The sequence below is a fragment of the Luteimonas sp. 3794 genome, assembly GCF_031456825.1.
Lineage (GTDB): Bacteria > Pseudomonadota > Gammaproteobacteria > Xanthomonadales > Xanthomonadaceae > Luteimonas.
Genome location: NZ_JAVDVJ010000005.1, coordinates 210,877 through 230,435 on the forward strand (window position 1 = coordinate 210,877; position 19,559 = coordinate 230,435).

At 67.5% G+C, this 19,559-nt stretch carries 12 protein-coding genes; 5 read left to right on the plus strand and 7 right to left on the minus strand.

Going from position 1 to position 19,559, the window contains the following annotated elements; translation table 11 throughout:
• The first annotated feature begins 138 nt into the window (after window positions 1-138).
• A complete protein-coding gene (locus J2X52_RS10045; protein ID WP_310152381.1) occupies window positions 139-1,710 on the plus strand; it encodes an SDR family oxidoreductase in 1,572 nt (523 codons plus the stop codon).
• 23 nt (window positions 1,711-1,733) lie between these two features.
• On the opposite strand, the gene J2X52_RS10050 is transcribed toward J2X52_RS10045, so the two are convergent.
• Window positions 1,734-1,985 (minus strand): hypothetical protein, encoded by a 252-nt coding sequence (locus tag J2X52_RS10050; RefSeq protein ID WP_310152384.1) that lies wholly within the window; start codon window positions 1,983-1,985, stop codon window positions 1,734-1,736.
• 63 nt (window positions 1,986-2,048) lie between these two features.
• On the opposite strand from J2X52_RS10050, the gene J2X52_RS10055 reads away from it, so the two are divergent.
• A complete protein-coding gene (locus tag J2X52_RS10055; protein ID WP_310152387.1) occupies window positions 2,049-2,825 on the plus strand; it encodes an SDR family oxidoreductase in 777 nt (258 codons plus the stop codon).
• A complete protein-coding gene (locus tag J2X52_RS10060; RefSeq protein ID WP_310152389.1) occupies window positions 2,815-3,309 on the plus strand; it encodes an isoprenylcysteine carboxylmethyltransferase family protein in 495 nt (164 codons plus the stop codon). Before J2X52_RS10055 ends, J2X52_RS10060 begins: the two co-directional genes overlap by 11 nt.
• Here the strand turns inward: J2X52_RS10060 and J2X52_RS10065 are convergent.
• Together J2X52_RS10065 and J2X52_RS10070 are read right to left on the minus strand one after the other, a co-directional pair.
• Window positions 3,306-3,953, minus strand: coding sequence for a DUF4124 domain-containing protein (locus J2X52_RS10065; RefSeq protein ID WP_310152392.1), 648 nt, complete (start codon window positions 3,951-3,953; stop codon window positions 3,306-3,308). The two genes, J2X52_RS10060 and J2X52_RS10065, sit on opposite strands and share 4 nt — an antisense overlap.
• The gene (locus tag J2X52_RS10070) at window positions 3,950-4,666 is read right to left on the minus strand and encodes a DUF4124 domain-containing protein (protein ID WP_310152396.1); all 717 of its coding nucleotides are present in this window, start codon (window positions 4,664-4,666) and stop codon (window positions 3,950-3,952) included. Before J2X52_RS10070 ends, J2X52_RS10065 begins: the two co-directional genes overlap by 4 nt.
• A gap of 604 nt (window positions 4,667-5,270) precedes the next feature.
• On the opposite strand from J2X52_RS10070, the gene J2X52_RS10075 reads away from it, so the two are divergent.
• Both J2X52_RS10075 and J2X52_RS10080 read left to right on the plus strand, forming a co-directional pair.
• On the plus strand, window positions 5,271-8,315 hold the full coding sequence (locus J2X52_RS10075; RefSeq protein WP_310152398.1) for a TonB-dependent receptor: 3,045 nt from the start codon (window positions 5,271-5,273) through the stop codon (window positions 8,313-8,315).
• Window positions 8,316-8,401: 86 nt separating this feature from the next.
• Window positions 8,402-9,916, plus strand: a complete 1,515-nt coding sequence (locus tag J2X52_RS10080; protein ID WP_310152400.1) for a tryptophan 7-halogenase — start codon at window positions 8,402-8,404, stop codon at window positions 9,914-9,916.
• A 111-nt stretch (window positions 9,917-10,027) separates the two neighbouring features.
• On the opposite strand, the gene J2X52_RS10085 is transcribed toward J2X52_RS10080, so the two are convergent.
• The 4 genes from J2X52_RS10085 to J2X52_RS10100 all read right to left on the minus strand — a co-directional run bounded on the left by J2X52_RS10085 (window position 10,028) and on the right by J2X52_RS10100 (window position 19,457).
• Complete coding sequence (locus tag J2X52_RS10085; RefSeq protein ID WP_310152500.1) at window positions 10,028-11,512, minus strand: FAD-dependent oxidoreductase; 1,485 nt, start codon at window positions 11,510-11,512, stop codon at window positions 10,028-10,030.
• A gap of 94 nt (window positions 11,513-11,606) precedes the next feature.
• Window positions 11,607-16,076, minus strand: coding sequence for a glutamate synthase large subunit (gene gltB, locus J2X52_RS10090; RefSeq protein WP_310152403.1), 4,470 nt, complete (start codon window positions 16,074-16,076; stop codon window positions 11,607-11,609).
• A gap of 239 nt (window positions 16,077-16,315) precedes the next feature.
• The gene (locus J2X52_RS10095; RefSeq protein WP_310152405.1) at window positions 16,316-16,882 is read right to left on the minus strand and encodes a Sua5/YciO/YrdC/YwlC family protein; all 567 of its coding nucleotides are present in this window, start codon (window positions 16,880-16,882) and stop codon (window positions 16,316-16,318) included.
• 10 nt (window positions 16,883-16,892) lie between these two features.
• On the minus strand, window positions 16,893-19,457 hold the full coding sequence (locus J2X52_RS10100; protein WP_310152408.1) for a DNA topoisomerase I: 2,565 nt from the start codon (window positions 19,455-19,457) through the stop codon (window positions 16,893-16,895).
• Between the last annotated feature and the right edge of the window lie 102 nt (window positions 19,458-19,559).

Here is a 19,559-nt window from a genome sequence, read left to right on the forward strand (position 1 = left end):
GTCACGCACTAGGCTCTCGTTCCGCCATCGCGACCACCTTACGCCCGCGACGGCCGCCAGGCCGATGCACCGCACGATTCCACGCTCGACACCGGCGCCCCGCGTCCAAGGTGCCGCGCACGCCCCACGGACACGCTCTTGAATTCGACCTCCGCACCGCCCCCGGCGTCCGACGCCGATGACTCCCTGCCGCAGCGCGCACGCATCGCCGCCGACCTGCTTGAGGCGATCCGCGACGACCGCAGCGTGCTCGACGGCCTGCCGGACGAGGCCCGCATCCGCCTGCTGCAGGCGGTCGCGCTCGTGCACCATCCCGAGCCGCGCGCGCGTCGCAAACAGGCCAAGGAAGCGCTGCGCGAAGCCAACCGCGAGAAGGTGCGGCGCACCGAGGCGCTGCTCGACCAGACCGGTATCCGCACGCTGCGTCGCAAGCCGGTGTTCACCACGCCGAACTACTTCCCGCCGCAGCCCCCGGGGCAGCACGATCCGCGCAACGCCGCGCCGGAAGAGCTGCCGTATGCAGAGTCGCCGGAGCTGCTGCACTGCTACGTCTGCAAGCAGAAATACACGCAGGTGCACCACTTCTACGACCAGCTGTGCCCGACCTGCGCGGAACTGAATTTCCTCAAGCGCACCGAGACCGCCGACCTCACCGGCCGCGTCGCGCTGCTGACCGGCGGCCGGGTCAAGATCGGTTACCAGGCCGGCCTGAAGCTGCTGCGCGCGGGGTGCTCGCTGATCGTCACCACGCGCTTCCCGCGCGATTCCGCGCAGCGCTACGCGCAGGAACCGGATTTCGCCGACTGGGGCGACCGGCTGGAAGTGTTCGGCCTCGACCTGCGCCACACACCGAGCGTCGAAGCGTTCTGCGCCGAGCTTGTCGCCACCCGCGAGCGGCTCGACTTCATCGTCAACAACGCCTGCCAGACCGTGCGTCGTCCGCCCGCGTTCTACGCGCACATGATGGCCGGCGAGACCGCTGCGGTGGAGACGTTGCCCGAGCACGTGCGCAAGCTGGTCGGTGGTTACGAGGGTCTGCGCGCGGCCGATCTGCTGCCGGGCGGCAGCCAGTCGCTGGTCGAGAGCAGTGCAGGCCGCGCCGGTCTCGCGCGCGCCGCCGAGCTGTCGCAAGTACCGCTGCTCGCCGACGAACTGGTTGGCCAGGCGCATCTGTTCCCGGAAGGACGCGTCGACAAGGATCTGCAGCAGGTCGATCTGCGCGGGCGCAATTCATGGCGGCTGCAGATGGACGAAGTGCCGGCGGTCGAACTGCTGGAGACGCAACTCGTCAACGCGGTCGCGCCCTTCATCCTCAACGCGCGCCTGAAGACGTTGATGGTGCGTACGCCCGAGCGCGACAAGCACATCGTCAACGTCTCCGCGGTCGAGGGGCAGTTCTACCGCAACTTCAAGACCACCAAGCACCCGCACACCAACATGGCCAAGGCCGCGCTCAACATGATGACGCGCACCTCGGCCGCCGATTACCACGGCGACGGCATCCACATGAATGCCGTCGACACCGGCTGGGTGACCGACGAGGATCCGGTGGAGATCGCCGAGCGCAAGATCGTCGAGGAACGCTTCCATCCGCCGCTCGACATCGTCGACGGCGCGGCGCGCATCGTCGATCCGATCATCGACGGCCTCAACACCGGCACCCACGTCTGGGGCCAGTTCCTCAAGGACTACAAGCCGACGGACTGGTAAGCCGGCCCGCAGCCGTGTCGCGCTCAGCCGCCGGCGGCGTCGATCGCCTCGCGCGTGCGCCGTGCATCGGCATCGACTGCGTGCTGGGTCGCATGCGCCTCGTCCAGTGGCTCGCGGATGGCATCGCGTATTTGCGCGGCCCGCGGTTCGGTGGGCTTTTCGGTCGGCGAATCGGGCGGTGGGGTGCAGGCTGACAGGGCCACCAGAAGCGTTGCTGCAGCCAGCGACTGCGGCAGGCGCGAAACTTCAGTTGGAGACATGCGTGGCATGGTCATGCGGTACTCCGGCGCAGAGGCTCGGCGCTATCCTACGCGCCGACAGAAAAGGAAATGTGTCGAATGGATCCGCACCGCTGGCGCCTGGATGGGCAACTCGCTCTGGTCACCGGCGGCAGCGCCGGCATCGGGCGCGCGATCGCCCGTGAACTCGTGGGATTCGGCGCGACGGTGCTGATCGTGGGCCGCAACGGTGACGCGCTGGAAGCCACGCGCGACGATCTGATCGAGGAATTTCCGCAAGGCGACGTACGGGCGCTCATCGCCGATGTCGTCGACGAAGACCAGCGGCGCGAGATCCTCGACTGGGTCGAGGACCAGGGCGACGGCCTCAACATCCTGGTCAACAACGCCGGCGGCAATATCGCGCGTGCGGCGACCGACTACAGCGAGGACGAGTGGCGCGAGATCTTCGAGATCAACGTGTTCAGCGCCTTCGAGCTCACGCGCTACGCCCACCCGCTGCTGGTGCAGCATGCGACTTCGAGCGTGGTCAACGTCGGCAGCGTGTCGGGCATGACCCATGTGCGCACCGGCGTCGCCTACGGCATGAGCAAGGCAGCACTGCAGCAGATGACCCGCAACCTCGCGGTCGAATGGGCCGAGGACGGCGTGCGCGTCAACGCGGTCGCGCCCTGGTACATCCGCACCCGACGCACGTCGGAGCCGCTGGCCGATCCCGATTATCTCGACGAGGTGCTGCTGCGCACGCCGATGGGCCGCATCGGCGAGCCGGAGGAGGTCGCCGCGGCGGTCGCCTTCCTGTGCCTGCCGGCCGCCAGCTACATCACCGGCGAATGCATCGCGGTCGACGGCGGATTCCTGCAGCATGGTTTCTGAGCCGCTCGACATCGCACCGCGTGCCCCCTGGCTGGTGCGCATGACCTCCCCGGTGCAGTGCGTGCTCGCATTCGCGGCAGGCGCTGGATTGCAGCACGCGTTCGACCTGCCGCTGGCGCCGGACGACATCCGCGGCGCGCTGCATCTGACCGGCACGCTGCTGGCCGACGCTGGCCTGGTGCTGGCGGTTTGGGCCTTCGCGCTGTTCGCGCGGCGCCGCACCACGATCATCCCCGCGCACACGCCCGCGCAACTCCTCCTGCGCGGTCCGTTCCGGTGGACGCGCAATCCGATCTACCTGGCCCAGGTGCTGGCCTATGTCGGCCTGGCGCTGATGCTGGATCTGCCCTGGGTGCTGGTTCTGCTGCCCTTGCCCGTGCTGGCGCTGCAGTACGCGATCATTCCGTTCGAGGAAGGTCGACTGCGCGCGCGGTTCGGCGTCCAGTACGAGACCTACCAGGCGACCGTGCCGCGCTGGCTCTAATCGGCGGCGGGCGCGACGCCCGCGCCCGGACCACAGCTGCTGTCGCGCCAGGTCGAGAACAGCTGCTCGTATTCCAGTCGCAGCGGTGGCTGTTCCCGTGTCTGCGCATAGCGCCAGCGAAACTCCGCCTCGCGCACGCGCGTTTCCCAGGCGCTGCATAGCGCGTCCACTGGCACCGCCTCGCAGACGTCCGCGACCTGCTCGCAGGCCTGGCCTGCCTCCAGGCCGGGCAGGCCGCCGATGCCGACCGTGCGCATGGGCCGGCAACGCAACGGCGGGCTGTCGTCCTCGCGCCAGTAGCTGCTGTTGTCGAACACGCGGCAGGCGAACAGGGCAGGCGGCGGCTGGCGTTGCGCATCCTCCTCGCGCGGTGCCAGCGCTTCGGCAGCGGGCAGCCGCGAGATCAGCGGGACCTGCGGTGGGGCAACGGACGGCGCCGGCGGCGAGACGAAGGCGGGCATCGGCGTGGCCATCTCCACGACGCGACGTTGCTGTGTGTGCCCGGCCGGGCAGGCCGTGCCGTTCTGGAACGTCACCGCGCCGGCTGCATCGGTGCAGCGGTAGATCACCGTGGTCACCGCCGCACTGCCACCACTCGCCAGCGCGCACGTGAGCGCGATGGACAACACGACGCTTCGTTTCACCGGTCGCAGTCCTGCGCCAGGCGCGTGTTGATGGTCCGCTCTTCGTTCGTCAGCTCGGCGCGCTCGGTGGGCTGGGCATTGAAGAAACGCCGGCGGATCTCTTCGCGGCGATCGGCCAGCAGTCTGCAGATCTCGGTCTGCGGCATCGGCCGGCATTCGTCCCGGATCCAGGTGCCCGCGCCGTAGTAACCACCGCGCGCACGCTGCCGTGTATCCACACCGGAATCCACTTCGATACTGCCGCGCCCATCGCCGGCTTCAACCCGCGTCGACGGGCCGCGCTGCGTGGATCCGTAGCCGAGCGTCCACAGCGGCACCCAGCGCGGATTGCCGTCAGAGGAATCGCTGGTGTAACTGCTGCCGTCCGGGCGCACGCAGCGATACATCGGCTGCGGTGGGCGCATCACGATGACCTGCGGTGCCGGCGGATCGACGGCGGCCGCGGTGGGCGCCGTCGGGGGTGGAGGCGGCGCGCCATCCACAGGGCGCAGCATGTTGCGCACTTCCTGGGTCGCGCCCTCCGCGCAGGGCGAATCCCGCAGGGCCACGCGGCCGCCCGCGTCGGTGCATCGGTACACCGTCACCTGCGGTGGCGGGGGGGGCGCCGCGATTGCAGACATCGCGCAGACGCCGCCCAGCAGCATTGCCCACATGCGGCTGGCGGGACGGGAGAGCGGGGCGATCCTTCGCATATCCATCGCTGCATCATGCATCGCAAGGCATCCCCCGCGCACCCGCCGACGGGCAAGGGCGTGACGGACATTCAGCCCCCATGGGGCGCGGTGGACAATGCGTCAGGCCTGTTCAGACGTGCTGCACTGCGGCATGTAAACGTTTCCAAGCGGTGGTAGCGTCCGCCCCACTGACGAGGGCGGACGTTCGAATGAGCGCTGTGGCGGTCGAATACGGTGAGGACGCGGCAGGGGTCCGCCGGGCGGCTGTGCCCTGTTCAGCACCCGGGATCGTCCTCGTAGACGCAGACACCGCGCAGGATTACGATGCGCGCCGTCCCGCTGTGCGCCGCCCCCTCGTCATCCCGAGGCCGCGTCGTGCCGCAGGCAGCCGGCGCCAGCCGCGCCCCGTGCCCCGGCCCGGACCGCGACGTGGCGCGACCGGTGGAGACCGGTCCGGCCAGGACGTGGATGCCCCAGGCCTCCACGCGCCGTTCCATCGACTTTCCAGGCCCAACCCGCTCCCGGAGCGCCGGTTTGATCCGGTGCGCGGTCGCGCGTGGGCGTATTGCCAAGGCTGTGCCGCTGTCCCGACGTCAGAACAAGAACTCACACCAAGTATCGGAAGTCCCTCGGAGGGGATCCCATGAAAGCCAATCGCACCTCGCGTGCCCCCAAGCCCAGCCTGCTCGCCTGCGCGCTGCTGGGTTGCCTCGTCGTCGCAACGCCCGCGTTCGCCCAGTCCAGCAGCGCCACGCTGCGCGGTCAGGTGTCCTCCGAGGCCGGTGCGGAAGCCGGTACCACGGTCACCGCGACCAATCTCGCCACCGGGGCCACCCGAAGCGTGCAGACGAATGCCAACGGCAGCTACACGCTGGGCGGCCTGCCGCCGGGCACCTACCGGGTCGATGCCGGTGGCAATTCGCAGACGGTGACGCTGACGGTGGCCTCCACGTCGACCTTGAACCTGTCGGGCACGACCAGTGAGACGCCGGCCCAGGGCGACGTGACGGATATCGGCGCGGTGCGGGTCACGGCGCCGGTGCTGCGCGAGGTCAAGACGTCGGAGGTCGGCAACACCATCTCGCTGCGCCAGATCCAGCAACTGCCGCAAGCGACGCGCAACTTCCTCGAGTTCGCCGACGTGGTGCCGGGCATGGTGTTCGAGATCGACGGCAACGGGAACACCAAGCTGCGTGGCGGCGCCTCGAATGCGAGCGCCGGCAACCTGTATATCGACGGCGTGGGCCAGAAGAGCTACGTGCGCAGCGGCGGCATCGCCGGTCAGGCGGACACGCAGGGCAACCCGTTCCCGCAGCTCGCGGTCGGCGAGTACAAGGTCATCACCTCGAACTACAAGGCCGAGTACGGCCAGATCAGCGGCGCGGCGATCACCGCGGCGACCAAGTCGGGCACCAACGAGTTTGAAGGCGAGGCGTTCTACCGCTTCACCAACCAGGACCTGCGCGAGGCGCGTCCCGACGAAGCGACGAGCGGCAAGATCGATTCGCAGACCAAGGAGTTCGGCTTCGCGCTGGGCGGCCCGATCCTGCAGGACCGGCTGCACTTCTTCGTGGCCTACGAGGGCAAGGAGAACATCGTGCCCAAGAGCATTCAGGCCGACAGCCGTGCACTGCCGTTCGTCGGTTTGCTGCCGCCCGCTATTTCGAGCCAGTACGGCGCGGCCAACATGCCGTTCGAGCAGGACCTCGTCTTCGGCAAGCTGACCTTCGAAGCCGGCGACAACGACCGCATCGAGCTGAGCACGCTGTACCGCGACGAGACCCAGACCGCGAACGTCGGCGGCATCAACAATCTCGAGCAGGCGACCCTGAAGCTCAATACCGACAAGCGGACCAACCTGCGTTGGCAGCACTACGCCGACAGCTGGATCAACGAGCTGGTCGTCGGTACCGAGGACTCGTCCAACAACCCAAGTGCGACCAGCCTGGGCAACGGCATCGTCTACAAGGTTCTCGCGCCGCGCCCGAACTCCACCGATGTCGACGAGTACACGTTCCTCGCGACCGGCCCGGCCGGGGGCCTGAATGTACAGAACAAGAGCCAGAAGGGCTGGTTCCTGCAGAACGCGCTGACCTTCAACAGCTTCGAGTGGCGCGGCGAGCACACCATCAAGATGGGCTTCAACTACAAGGATGTGGAACTGACCTCGCAGGACGCGGCGGCGGTCAATCCGCAGTTCTCGTACGCGGTCAACGCGGCAGGCGTCGCGGCGACGCCCTACCGCGTCGACTTCGTCGCGCCCTACGACACACCGGGCCAGCGGGCAACCGTGGTGTCGCCGTCCAAGCAGTACGGCATCTTCATCCAGGACGACTGGGCGGTGAACGACAAGCTGATGCTCAACCTGGGCATCCGCTACGACTATGAGGACACGCCGTCCTACACCGACTTCGTGACCTCGCAGGGCATGGTCGACGCGTTGTATGCGGATGATCCCGCCAATCCGGGACAGCCCTGGGCCAACCGACTGCTCGCCAGCGGTATCAACGTGGCCGACTACATCAGCACCGGCAACAACCGCAAGAACTTCAAGGATGCGTGGGCGCCGCGGTTCGGTTTCTCCTACGATTTCCTCGGCGACGAGACGGCCGTGCTGCACGGTGGCGCCGCGCGTTCGTACGATCGCAACCTGTTCGAGCAGCTCGCGCTCGAAACCAGCAAGGCGGCTTTGTCGCCGGTCGCGGTGTATTTCCAAGACCCGGCGACGGGTGCGTGCTATCGCGCCGATCGGGTCTGCGTGCCCTTCGACCAGCGCTATCTGGATGGCATCGACCAGCTCAATGCGATTCCGGACGTCAGCGGCAGCGCCGAACTCTTCATGTTCAACAACGAGATCAAGACGCCCTACAGCGACCAGTTCAGCGTCGGCATCAGCAACCAGGTCGGCGAATGGCTCACCGACGTGACGTTCCAGCGCGTGCTGAGCTACGACGGTTTCGCGATGTCGCTGATCAACCGCTATCCGGATGGCTCGTACTTCCAGAACGGCAGCGTGCCGTGGGGCGAGCCGGTGCCCGGCTTCCAGAACACGATCATCGGCATGAACGGCCTGGAGCAGCGCAGCAGCCAGATCCTGCTGTCGGCAGAGCGTCCCTACACCGAGGAATCGGGTTGGGGCCTCAACCTGGCCTACACGCACACGAGCGCGCGTCAGAACCGCAACATCGACGAGGCGTTCGCGTTCGACAAGCCGACTATCCACGACTATCCGTTCGTGAAATCGAATGCGGCCTCGGCGCATCGCTTTGTCGCGTCCGGCTCGATCGACGGTCCCTGGGACATCACCTTCGGCGCGAAGATCGTGCTGGCGACGCCCGAGCCGATCAACACGATCGCCTGCTTCGGTTTCACCGATCCAGACGGCGCGACCTGCCAGCAGGTCGGCGTCACCCCGCCGGGGACCGGCAAGTTCCTGTTCGGCGGCGACATCTGGGGTTACCGCACGGTCGACTTCCAGGCCAGCAAGGATTTCACCGTGGCCGGCAACTTCAAGCTGTCGGCGCGCGTGAATCTGCTCAACGCCTTCGATTTCAAGAACTACTCCACCTACGCCTATAACGGCTTCGGAAGCAACGGCCGGTTCAATCCCGACCTCACGGTCAACTCCACGGGCGACATCCTGTATGTGCCGCGTACGGTGACCTTCGAGATCGGCGCGAAGTTCTGACGCCGTCCATTGCGTCCGCGTGACCACGACGGGACCTGCGGGTCCCGTCGTGCCGTGTGTAGTCGCCTTCGCAACAGGAGACCGGAATGGAACGTCTGCAACGCATCGTCATCGTCGGTGGTGGGACGGCGGGCTGGATGACCGCTGCCGCGCTCGCGCGTGTGCTCGGTCCCGGCTACGACATCGCCTTGGTCGAGTCGGAACAGATCGGCACCGTCGGCGTGGGCGAAGCGACCGTGCCGCACATCAAAGCGTTCAACCAGCTGCTGCGTATCGACGAGGCCGATTTCGTGCGCAGCACGCAGGGCAGCTTCAAGCTCGGCATCGAGTTCGTCGACTGGCTCGACATCGGCGAGCGCTACATCCACGGCTTTGGCAGCGAGATCGGGCATCCGCTCGGGCTGCTGCCGTTCCACCAGTACTGGCTCAAAGCGCGGCATGCAGGACGTGCGGGCCCGCTCGGCGATTACACGCTCAATACCCTGGCCGCGCAGCGCGGCCGCTTCATGGTGTCGGCGACCGATGTGCCGGTCGGGTCGCCGCTGCGCAATATCGCCTATGCCTACCATTTCGATGCCGGGCTCTATGCCCGCTATCTGCGAGGCTACGCCGAGCAGCGCGGCGTGCGCCGATATGAAGGCATGATCGATCACGTCGCGCAGCATGCCGAAAGCGGTTTCGTCACCTCGGTGCGGTTGCAGGACGGCACCGTGCTCGAAGGCGATCTGTTCGTCGACTGCTCCGGTTTTCGCGGCCTGCTGATCGAGCAGACACTGCAGACCGGCTATCACGATTTCACTCACTGGCTGCCCTGCGACCGCGCGCTGGCCGTGCCGACCGCGAACGTCGGACCGCCTGCACCGTTCACGCGCTCGACCGCGCGCGCGGCGGGTTGGCAGTGGCGCATTCCGCTGCAGCACCGCACCGGCAACGGTTACGTGTATTCGAGCGCGCACGTCAGCGACGACGAGGCCGCCGCCACGCTGCTGGCGAATCTGGAAGGCGAAGCGCTGGGCGACCCGCGACCGCTGCGCTTCGTCACCGGCCGCCGCAAGCAGTGCTGGAACCGCAACGTCGTCGCGATCGGCCTGTCGAGCGGATTTCTCGAGCCGCTGGAATCGACCAGCATCCACCTGATCCAGTCGGGCATTTCCAAGCTGCTGGAACTGCTGCCGCGCGACGGCTTCAATCCGGTGCTATGCGAGCGCTACAACGCGCAGCTGGCGTTCGAGTTCGACCGCATCCGCGATTTCATCGTGCTGCACTACAAGGCGACACGTCGCGACGACACGCCGTTCTGGCGCCAGTGCCGGACGATGGAGATTCCTGCGGAACTGCAGGGCGTCATCGATCTGTTCCGCGACAGCGGACGGTTCTTCCGCAATGCCAGCGAGATGTTCGACACCATCAGCTGGGTGCAGGTGATGATCGGACAAGGCATCGTGCCGCGGGGCTGGCATCCGCTGGTCGACAACGTGCCGGACGAAGAAGTCCATCGCTTCATCGACAGCATCGGCCGCACCTTGTCGGCCTGCGTGGATGCGATGCCGCCGCACCAGGCGTTCATCGATCGGCACTGCAAGGCGCCGCCGCCGGGCTGATCTGCCAGCGCGTGTCTGGATGTGCGGCGATCCGCTTCTTCCCCCGCACGCGGGGGAGGGCCGTTCCCAGTGGCAGGCTGAGGCGGATCGCGAGTCGCTCGCGGCAAATCCTCAGATCGCGTCGAGCGCTGCCATCTTCGGACGTGCGCCTTTGCGCAACATGCGCGCGATGCTGGCCGCGGCGTCGCGACCTTCCTGCACGGCGGTGACGACGAGATCTGCGCCGCGCACCGCATCGCCACCCGCGAACAGCTTCGGATGCGCGGTCTGGTAAGGCAGGCGACGTTCGCCGCCCACACCGATGCGCCCGTTGCCCTTGGCTTCGACGCCGTGCGTGGTGAGCCACTCGGGCACGACCGGCGAGAAGCCAAACGCGATGATCACGACGTCGGCGTCGAGCAATGATTCCGTGCCATCGATCGGCACCGCCGAACGACGACCGTTGGCATCGGGTTCGCCGAGTGTCGTTTCGACCACGCGCACGCCGGCCATATCGCCGGCCGCGTTCGCTTCCACGCCAAGCGGCTGGCGGTTGAACAGGAAACGCACGCCTTCCTCGCGCGCATTGCCGACCTCGCGCGCCGAGCCGGGCATGTTGGCTTCGTCGCGGCGATAGGCGCAGGTCACGCTGGCCGCGCCGAGTCGCACCGCGGAGCGCACGCAGTCCATGCCGGTGTCGCCCCCGCCGAGCACGACGACGCGCTTGCCTTCGAGTTTCGGCAGCGTCAGCGTGGTTTCCCAGCCGGCGACCGGACGGCCCCAGGTATCGCTGCCGGTGACGATGCGGCCGTTGTGCACGAGGAAGGGCAGGGCCGGCAGCACGCCCGGCAGATCCTGGCCGGGCAGGCCACCGTCGGTGTAACGGTAGGCGCCGGTGCCGACGAAGACCGCGTCGAATTCTTCGAGCAGCGTGTCCATCCCGACGTCCTTGCCAATCTCGACGCCGAGGCGGAACGTCACGCCCATGCCTTCGAGCACCTCCCGGCGCGTCGCGATCACCGACTTGTCGAGCTTGAAACTCGGGATGCCGAACTGCAGCAGGCCGCCGATCTGCTCGTAGCGGTCGAAGACGACGGCGCCGATGCCGGCACGCACCAGACGGTCGGCGCAGGACAGGCCCGCCGGTCCGGCGCCGATCACCGCAACACGCTGGCCGGTGGCCACCACCTTCGACAGATCCGGTCGCCAGCCCTGCGCGAACGCGGTGTCGACGATGTACTTCTCGACCGCGCCGATGGTCACCGCACCGAAGCCGTCGTCGAGCGTGCACGCGCCTTCGCACAACCGGTCCTGCGGGCACACGCGGCCGCACATCTCGGGCAGCGGATTGGTCTCGTGACACAGCGCCGCAGCTTCGAGCACGCGGCCCTCCTGCACCAGCTTGAGCCAGTTCGGAATGTAGTTGTGCACCGGGCACTTGGATTCGCAGTACGGATTGCCGCAGTCCAGGCAGCGATCCGCCTGATGCGCGGCCTCGCGGTGCTCGAAGTTGCCGTAGAGCTCGTTCCAGTCGCCATCGGTGCGCAGCGGCAGTGGCACCTTGTCCGGCATCTCGCGTGGTTCGTTGAGGAACCGGAATACATCGCGCTTCATCAGCAGTCTCCCGTGTAGGAGCGCGCTCGCGCGCGATTGGGCGTTCCCGGGAAAGCCGCTTCGCGCGCGAGCGCGCGCCTACGCTTGTGGCCATCCATCACGCCGCCCGCCTCAGATCTTCGGCCAGCGCTTCCAGACTCGCAGCCTTCGGCTTGACCAGCCAGAACTTGCCGACGAAATCGCGGAACTCGTCGAGGATGCGGCCGCTCCAGGCGCTGCCGGTCAGGCGCGCGTGGGTTTCGATCAGATCGCGCAGGTGCGAGCGGTAGTTGTCGAAGGCTTCGGGCGTGACGCGCAGGATGTCGATCAGTTCGTGGTTGTAGCGGTCGACGAAATCGCGGTCGAGATCGAGCACATAGGCGATGCCGCCGGTGAAGCCGGCGCCGAAGTTCAGGCCGATGCGGCCGAGCACCGCGACCGCGCCGCCGGTCATGTATTCGCAGCAGTGATCGCCGGCGCCTTCGATGACCGCAACCGCGCCCGAGTTGCGCACGCCGAAGCGCTCGCCCGCGCGACCTGCGGCATACAGTTCGCCGCCAGTCGCGCCGTACAGGCAGGTGTTGCCCAGAATCGGCGTGTTGCGCGATTCGAACACGCTGCCCCCCGGTGGGCGCAGCACGATGCGGCCGCCTGCCATGCCCTTGCCGACGTAGTCGTTGGCGTCGCCTTCGAGATCGATGTGCAGGCCGCCGGCGTTGAACGCGCCGAGGCTCTGGCCGGCAGTGCCGCGCAGGCGCAGCGTGACCGGACGATCGCTCATCGCGGTGTTGCCGTGATGGCGCGCGATCAGGCCCGACAGACGCGTGCCGATGCTGCGGTCGGTGTTGCGGATCTCGAAATCGAATTCCCCGCCGTCACCGCGTTCGATCGCCTTCGATACGCGCGCCTCGAGCGCCGCGGCCAGGCCATCGGGAGGCGCCTGCAGCGCCGGCGTGCCGCAGTACGACAACGGCTTGTCCGGATCGCGGCGCAGCAGCATCGACAGGTCGATGTCGACCGCATCGCGGGTGTGGCGCAGGTGCTGTTCGAGCAGGTCGGTGCGTCCGACGATCTCGTCGAGCGAGCGCACGCCGAGTGCGGCCAGATGTTCGCGTACGTCTTCGGCGACGTTGCGGAAGAACGTCTCCACGCGCTCGGGCAGGCCCTTGTAGTGATTCGCGCGCAGGCGCTCGTCCTGGGTGGCCACGCCGGTCGCGCAGTTGTTGAGGTGGCAGATGCGCAGGTACTTGCAGCCCAGCGCGATCATCGGCGCGGTGCCGAAGCCGAAGGTGTCGGCGCCGAGCAGTGCGGCCTTGATGACGTCGAGCCCGGTCTTCAGGCCGCCGTCGGTCTGCAGCAGCACCTGGCCGCGCATGTCGTTGTACTGCAGCGCCTGCCGCGCTTCGGACAGACCCAGTTCCCACGGTGCGCCGGCGTAGCGGATCGAGCCCAGCGGACTCGCACCGGTGCCGCCATCGTGGCCGGAGATCGTGATCAGGTCCGCGCCGGCCTTGACCACGCCGGCTGCGATCGTGCCGACGCCCGCATGGCTGACCAGCTTCACCGAGATCAGCGCGTCGGGATTGACCTGGCGCAGGTCGAAGATCAACTGCGCCAGATCCTCGATCGAATAGATGTCGTGGTGCGGCGGCGGTGAGATCAGGCCGATGCCGGGCTTGGCGTAGCGCAGGCGCGCGATCAGCGGATTGACCTTGCTGCCGGGCAGCTGGCCGCCTTCGCCGGGCTTGGCGCCCTGGGCGATCTTGATCTGCAGCACTTCGGCATTGATCAGGTATTCCGGCGTCACGCCGAAACGGCCCGACGCGATCTGCTTGATCTTGCTGCGGCGCTCGGACCCGTAGCGCTCGGGATCCTCGCCGCCTTCCCCGGAATTGCTGCGGCCGCCGAGACGGTTCATCGCGATCGCCAGCGCTTCGTGCGCCTCGGGCGACAGCGCGCCGAGACTCATCGCCGCCGAATCGAAGCGGCGCACGATCGACGCGACCGGTTCCACCTCGTCGAGCGGGATCGGCGAAGCCGCCGCGATCGGCCGCAGCAGGTCGCGCAGCGCGGCAGGCGGGCGCGAGTCGACGAAATCCGAATAGCGCTTCCAGTCCTCGCGATCGCCGGTCAACACCGCGCGCTGCAGCGAGGTCACGACGTCCGGATTGAACTGGTGGTACTCGCCGCCGTGCACGTAATGCAGCAGGCCGCCGGGCTCGGGCAGCGCGGCATCGTCCCAGCCCTGTTCGGCGAGGTGGCGCGCGTCGGCTTCGAGCCGCGCGAAGCCGGCGCCGCCGATGCGCGACGGCGTCGCTTCGAAGCACAGGTCGACGACCTCCGGCGCGAGGCCGACGATCTCGAACAGCTGCGCGCCGCGATAGCTGGCGATGCTGCCGATGCCCATCTTGGACATGATCTTCAGCAGGCCCTTGCGGATGCCGCGGCGGTAGCTGCGACCGAGCTGCAGATGTTCGTTGCCGACCTTGGTCGCCAGCACGCCGCGACGGCCCAGCGCGTGCAGGGTCTGGAACGCGAGATAGGGATAGACCGCCGTCGCGCCGAACCCGATCAGGCAGGCAAAGTGGTGCGGGTCACGTGCGGTGCCGGTCTCGATGACCAGATTGACGTCGCAGCGCAGGCCGGCGCGCACCAGGTGCAGATGGATCGCACCCGTCGCCAGCAGCGCGTGCACGGGCACGGTGCCGCGCTTGGGATAGCGGTCGCTGAGCAGCAGGATTTCGGCACCGGCGAGCGTCGCCGTTTCCGCCTCGGCGCACAGCCGGCGCAGCGCGCCTTCGAGCGTTTCGGTGTCGGCGTCGAAATACAGGTGCAGCAGCCGGTTGGCATCGGCGAAGCGCGGCAGTGCCAGCAGCTGACGTAACTTGCGCTGCGACAGCACCGGCGAGTTCAGCAGGACGTGGTGCACGTTCTCTGCGCAATTGAGAAAAATGTTGCCTTCGCGGCCGATCTGCGTGGCCAGCGTCATGACCGCGCCTTCGCGCAGCGGATCGATCGGCGGATTGGTGACCTGCGCGAACGCCTGGCGGAAACAATCGTAGAGCGGGCGCACGCGCTGGCTGATTGCCGCCATCGGCACGTCGTCGCCCATCGAGCCGATGCCTTCCTGCTCGGTCTCGGCCAATGGCCGCAGCACCGATTCCTGTTCCTCGCGGGTGAGCTGGAACAGCTTCTGGAACGCGAGCAGGGTGTCGGGTGCGAACGGTTCGGCGGCGAGCGCGGGATCGATCAGTTCGGTGTGCAGATAACTCATGCCGCGCTTGAGCCACTGCTTGTACGGCGCGCGCGCGCGGTTGACCTCGTCGATCGCATCGTTGTCGAGCAGCGTGCCGGAGGTCAGATCGATCGCGATCATCTCGCCCGGGCCCAGCTTGCCCTTGGCCTTGACGCGCTCGGGCGCGACGTCCCAGACGCCGGCCTCGGATGCGATGACGAACACGCCGTCGCGCGACAGCGTCCAGCGCGCAGGACGCAGGCCGTTGCGGTCGAGCGTGCACGCGGCATGGCGGCCGTCGCACATCACCACGCCCGCCGGTCCGTCCCAGGGCTCGGAATTGATCGCGTAGTACTCGTAGAACGCGGCGAGATCGGCGTCCTTGTATTCCAGCGACTGCGTGGCCGGCGGCATCAGGATACGCATCGCCTGCAGTAGGTCCATGCCGCCGAGCAGCATCCACTCGAGCATGTTGTCGAGCGTCTGCGAATCGGAGCCGTGCATGGTCACGGTTTCGTCGAACTCGCCGATGTCGAGCTGCGGCGACGCCCACACGCCACGGCGCGCCTGTGCCCAGCGTCGGTTGCCCTCGATGCTGTTGATCTCGCCGTTGTGCGCCAGGCGCCGGAACGGATGTGCCAGCGGCCAGCGCGGCAGGGTGTTGGTCGAGAAACGTTGATGGAAGACGACGGTCTTCGCCGCGAGATCTTCGCGCGCAAGGTCGGGAAACAGCTGGGTCAGATGGCTCGGCAGCACCATGCCCTTGTAGCCGAGCAGGCCGGGCGTGAGACCGACGACGTAGAAATGTTCATGCGTGCGCAGCGCCTGCTCGGCGCGGCGGCGGGCGAGGTACAGCACGCGCTCGAAGGCCTGCATGTCGTCGCCGTCGGCGGTCACGAACACCTGTTCAATGCGCGGCATCGAGCTGCGTGCGAGGGCACCCAGCGCGGCGTCGTCGAGCGGCACTTCGCGCCAGCCGGCAACGCGCACGTCGACATCGCGCAGCAGTTGCGTGAGCGTCTCGCGGCACTGCGCGGCGGCGTCGGGCTCGTGCGGCAGGAACACCATACCGGCGGCGCGGCGCGCACCTGCGAAATCGAACCCGGCTTCTGCGGCGAGCGTGTCGACGAACGCATCGGCGGCATAGAGCAGCACGCCGCAGCCATCGCCCGACAGACCGTCGGCGGCGATGCCGCCGCGATGGGCCATGCGGGACAGCGCCTGCAGCGCGCCGTCGACGATCGCGCGCGAGGCGTCGCCACCAATCGTTGAAATCAGGCCGAAGCCGCAGGCATCGCGTTCGTCAGCGGGGTCGTAGAGGCCCCGATCCGGGAGTTCCCGCATCGTCGTCATCGCAGTCCGTGGAGAGGTGCTGGGCCGGCGCGGGGATCGGAGCGCCAAGGTCCTTGCATCGCGACAACGCGTCCACACCGGGACTCGACTAGAGCATAGTTTGTGCAGTGCGACAACCCGGTTTTTCGCGGGATTTCAGTTGCGTCTGCAACCGCAGCGCGGCATCTGCGGGCAGGCGCGGATTCAGCTGATTGGACGGCTTGCCGGTGTCGGCCAGCGGCGCATCGCGCACCTGCGGATCAGGCGCGCAGGATGTCGCCGCTCAGCGCATCGCGGATCGTCGACGGTCCCGTGCGCCCACCGGTTGCACCGTCGAGCACGCCATCGATGCGGGTGAGCAGCCGTAGGTCGAGCGCATCGCGATCCGCGACCGCGGGTTCGCCGGTCAGGTTCGCGCTGGTGGAGACGAGTGCGCCCCCAAACGCCGCGCATAGCGCCACGACATCGGTGTGTGCGCTGACGCGTACCGCGACGCTGGCATGCACGCCGGTGATCCAGGTGGGCACGTCGGCGCGTGCGGGCATCACCCAGGTATTCGGGCCGGGCCAGCTGTCGGTCACACGTTCGCGGGCGGCGTCCGGCAGATGTGCCCAGTCAACGATCGCATCGAGCTGCGCGAGTGCGCCGGCGATCAGGATCACGCCCTTGTCGACCGGGCGCTGCTTGATGTCGAGCAGGCGTTCCACGGCAGCGCGATCGAATGGATCGCAGCCCAGGCCCCACACGCCTTCGGTGGGGTAGGCGAGCACGCCGCCGCGCGCGAGCAATGCGGCGGCGGCGGGGATGTCGAGCACGGGCGCGGTCATGCGCGGCGTATCAGAACGGCGCGTCGTCCGTGACCGGCGTGTCACCGCCGGCCTTGACCACGCGCTTCTTGCCCGGCGTGACCTTGGACGCGGTCAGCAGGGGCTTCGCCGGCTCGACTGCAGGCGCTACCGACTTGGTGGTCTTCTTGGTTGCCTTTTTTGCGGCCTTTTTTGCAGGCGCCTTCTTGGTCGCGGCTTTCTTGGCGGCCGGTTCCTTCTTCACCGCGACTTTCTTCGCTGCAACCTTCTTCGCCGGTGCCTTCTTGCCGAAGCCCTTGCGCACCGGCTTGCCGGTTTCCTCAAGCAGCTTGGTCACTTCATCGAAGGTCAGCGACGCCGGCTCGCGATCCTTGGGGATCTTGCCGTTGAGCTTGCCGTCGCTGATATAAGGGCCGAAGCGGCCGTTGAGCACCTGGATATCGCTGTCCGGGAACTCCTTGATGATGCGGTTGCGCGCAATCTCTTCTTTTTCTTCGATCAGGAACACCGCGCGGGCGAGATCGACCTTGTACGGGTCGTCCTCCTTCTTCAGCGACGCGTAGACGCTGCCGCGCTTGGCGAACGCGCCGAAGCGGCCGATACCGACGCTGACGTCCTCACCCTTGTCCTGGCCCAGGGTGCGCGGCAGCAGGAACAGCTCCAGCGCGTCCTCGAGCGAGATCGTGTGCATGCTCTGGCCCGGACGCAGCGATGCGAACTTCGGCTTGTCCTCGGCGTCCTCGGCGGTGCTGCCGATCGCGGCATACGGCCCGAAGCGCCCCAGTCGCACGCTGACAGGCTTGCCGGTCTTGGGGTCGGTGCCCAGCTCGCGCGCGCCGGTGGCCTCGTTGCGGTCGACCGATTCGGACTTCTCGTCGACGAGCTCCTTGAACGGGGCCCAGAACTTTTCCATCAGCGGAATCCAGTCCTCCTCGCCGCGGCTCACCGCATCGAGATCGTCCTCGAGCTTGGCGGTGAAGTCGTAATCGACGTAGCGCGTGAAGTGGCTGGACAGGAACTTCGACACCGCGCGGCCGACGTCGCTGGGACGGAAGCTGCGGCCTTCCATCTCGACGTACTTGCGGAACTGCAGCGTCTGGATGATCGAGGCATAGGTCGACGGCCGGCCGATGCCGTACTCCTCGAGCGCCTTGACCAGCGCCGCTTCGGTGAAGCGCGGCGGCGGCTGGGTGAAGTGCTGCTCGGCAATGATGCGGTCGAGCGGCACGCGGTCGCCGGTCTTCATCTGCGGCAGCTTGCGGCCTTCGTCCTCGTCTTCCTTGCCCTTGGTGTCCTTGCCTTCTTCGTAGACGGCGAGGAAGCCGGCGACGACGACGGTGGTGCCGCTGGCGCGGAAGCTGTGTTCGCTGCCCGCGGCGAGATCCACCGACACGGTATTGAGCGTGGCCGGGATCATCTGCGAGGCGACGGCGCGCTTCCAGATCAGTTCGTACAGGCGACGCTCGTCGTCGCTGAGGAAGCGCGCGACCTGCGCCGGCGTGTGCAGCGCGGACGTCGGACGTACGGCCTCATGCGCTTCCTGCGCGTTCTTGGACTTGGTCTGATAGGTGTTGGGCTGGTCGGGCAGCGAGCTGGTGCCGTAGTCGCGCGCGATGACGTCGCGGATCTCACTGATGGCGTCCTGCGACAGGCTGACCGAGTCGGTACGCATGTAGGTGATCAGGCCGACCGTGCCTTCGTCGCCGAGCGCGATACCCTCGTAGAGCTTCTGCGCGACCTGCATGGTCTTGCGCGTGGTGAAGCCGAGCTTGCGCGCGCCTTCCTGCTGCAGCGTCGAGGTGGTGAACGGCGCAGCCGGACGGCGCTTGCGCTCCTTCGCGCCGACGTCGGTGACGTGCAGCGCGCCCTGGGCGGCGGTCTGGATGCGCATGCGCGCGGCTTCCGCCGTATCGCCGTCGGTGACGGTGAACTGTTCGAACTTCTGCCCGTCGAGCTTGGTCAGGCGCGCGGTGAACGGCTGCACCTGGTGCGCACACGCCGCGTCGATGGACCAGTACTCGCGCGCGTTGAAGGCTTCGATCTCCTCCTCGCGCTCGACGATCATGCGCAGCGCCGGCGACTGTACGCGGCCAGCCGACAGCCCGCGCTGCACCTTGCGCCACAGCACCGGCGAGAGGTTGAAGCCCACCAAATAGTCGAGCGCGCGGCGCGCCTGCTGGGCGTCGACGAGATCCGATGCGATCGCACGCGGCCTGAGCATCGCTTCCTTGATCGCCCGCGGGGTGATCTCGGTGAACACCACGCGCTGCAGGGTCTTGTTCTCGAGCAGGCCGCGCTCTTTCAGGATTTCCGCGATGTGCCAGCTGATCGCCTCGCCCTCGCGGTCCGGGTCGGTCGCCAGATAGATGTCGTCGGCGCCCTTGGCAGCCTTGGCGATCGCCTCGACGTGCTTCTCGTTCTTCTCGATCAGGTCGTAGCGCATCGCGAAGTTCTGCGTCGGGTCGACCGCGCCTTCTTTCGGGATCAGGTCGCGCACATGACCGTAGGAGGCGAGGACGTGGAAATCCTTGCCGAGGTATTTGTTGATCGTCTTGGCCTTGGCGGGCGATTCGACGATGAGAAGGTGCTTGGCCATGTCGGCGGGGTCCGGGGCACGCCCGCAGGCGGCCCAACAAAAAAGGTGAAGATGACGACGCCCGGGGACGGACCCCGGGCGTCGGTTGCTTTTATAGTGGAA

Bases quoted from the DNA above. Each gene is read 5' to 3' on its own strand.
- J2X52_RS10075 (WP_310152398.1), top strand. From the start codon at position 5,271: ATGAAAGCCAATCGCACCTCGCGTGCCCCCAAGCCCAGCCTGCTCGCC.
- gltB (WP_310152403.1), bottom strand. From the start codon at position 16,076: ATGACGACGATGCGGGAACTCCCGGATCGGGGCCTCTACGACCCCGCT.
- J2X52_RS10050 (WP_310152384.1), bottom strand. From the start codon at position 1,985: ATGACCATGCCACGCATGTCTCCAACTGAAGTTTCGCGCCTGCCGCAG.
- J2X52_RS10070 (WP_310152396.1), bottom strand. From the start codon at position 4,666: ATGCATGATGCAGCGATGGATATGCGAAGGATCGCCCCGCTCTCCCGT.
- J2X52_RS10080 (WP_310152400.1), top strand. From the start codon at position 8,402: ATGGAACGTCTGCAACGCATCGTCATCGTCGGTGGTGGGACGGCGGGC.
- J2X52_RS10055 (WP_310152387.1), top strand. From the start codon at position 2,049: ATGGATCCGCACCGCTGGCGCCTGGATGGGCAACTCGCTCTGGTCACC.
- J2X52_RS10100 (WP_310152408.1), bottom strand. From the start codon at position 19,457: ATGGCCAAGCACCTTCTCATCGTCGAATCGCCCGCCAAGGCCAAGACG.
- J2X52_RS10095 (WP_310152405.1), bottom strand. From the start codon at position 16,882: ATGACCGCGCCCGTGCTCGACATCCCCGCCGCCGCCGCATTGCTCGCG.
- J2X52_RS10060 (WP_310152389.1), top strand. From the start codon at position 2,815: ATGGTTTCTGAGCCGCTCGACATCGCACCGCGTGCCCCCTGGCTGGTG.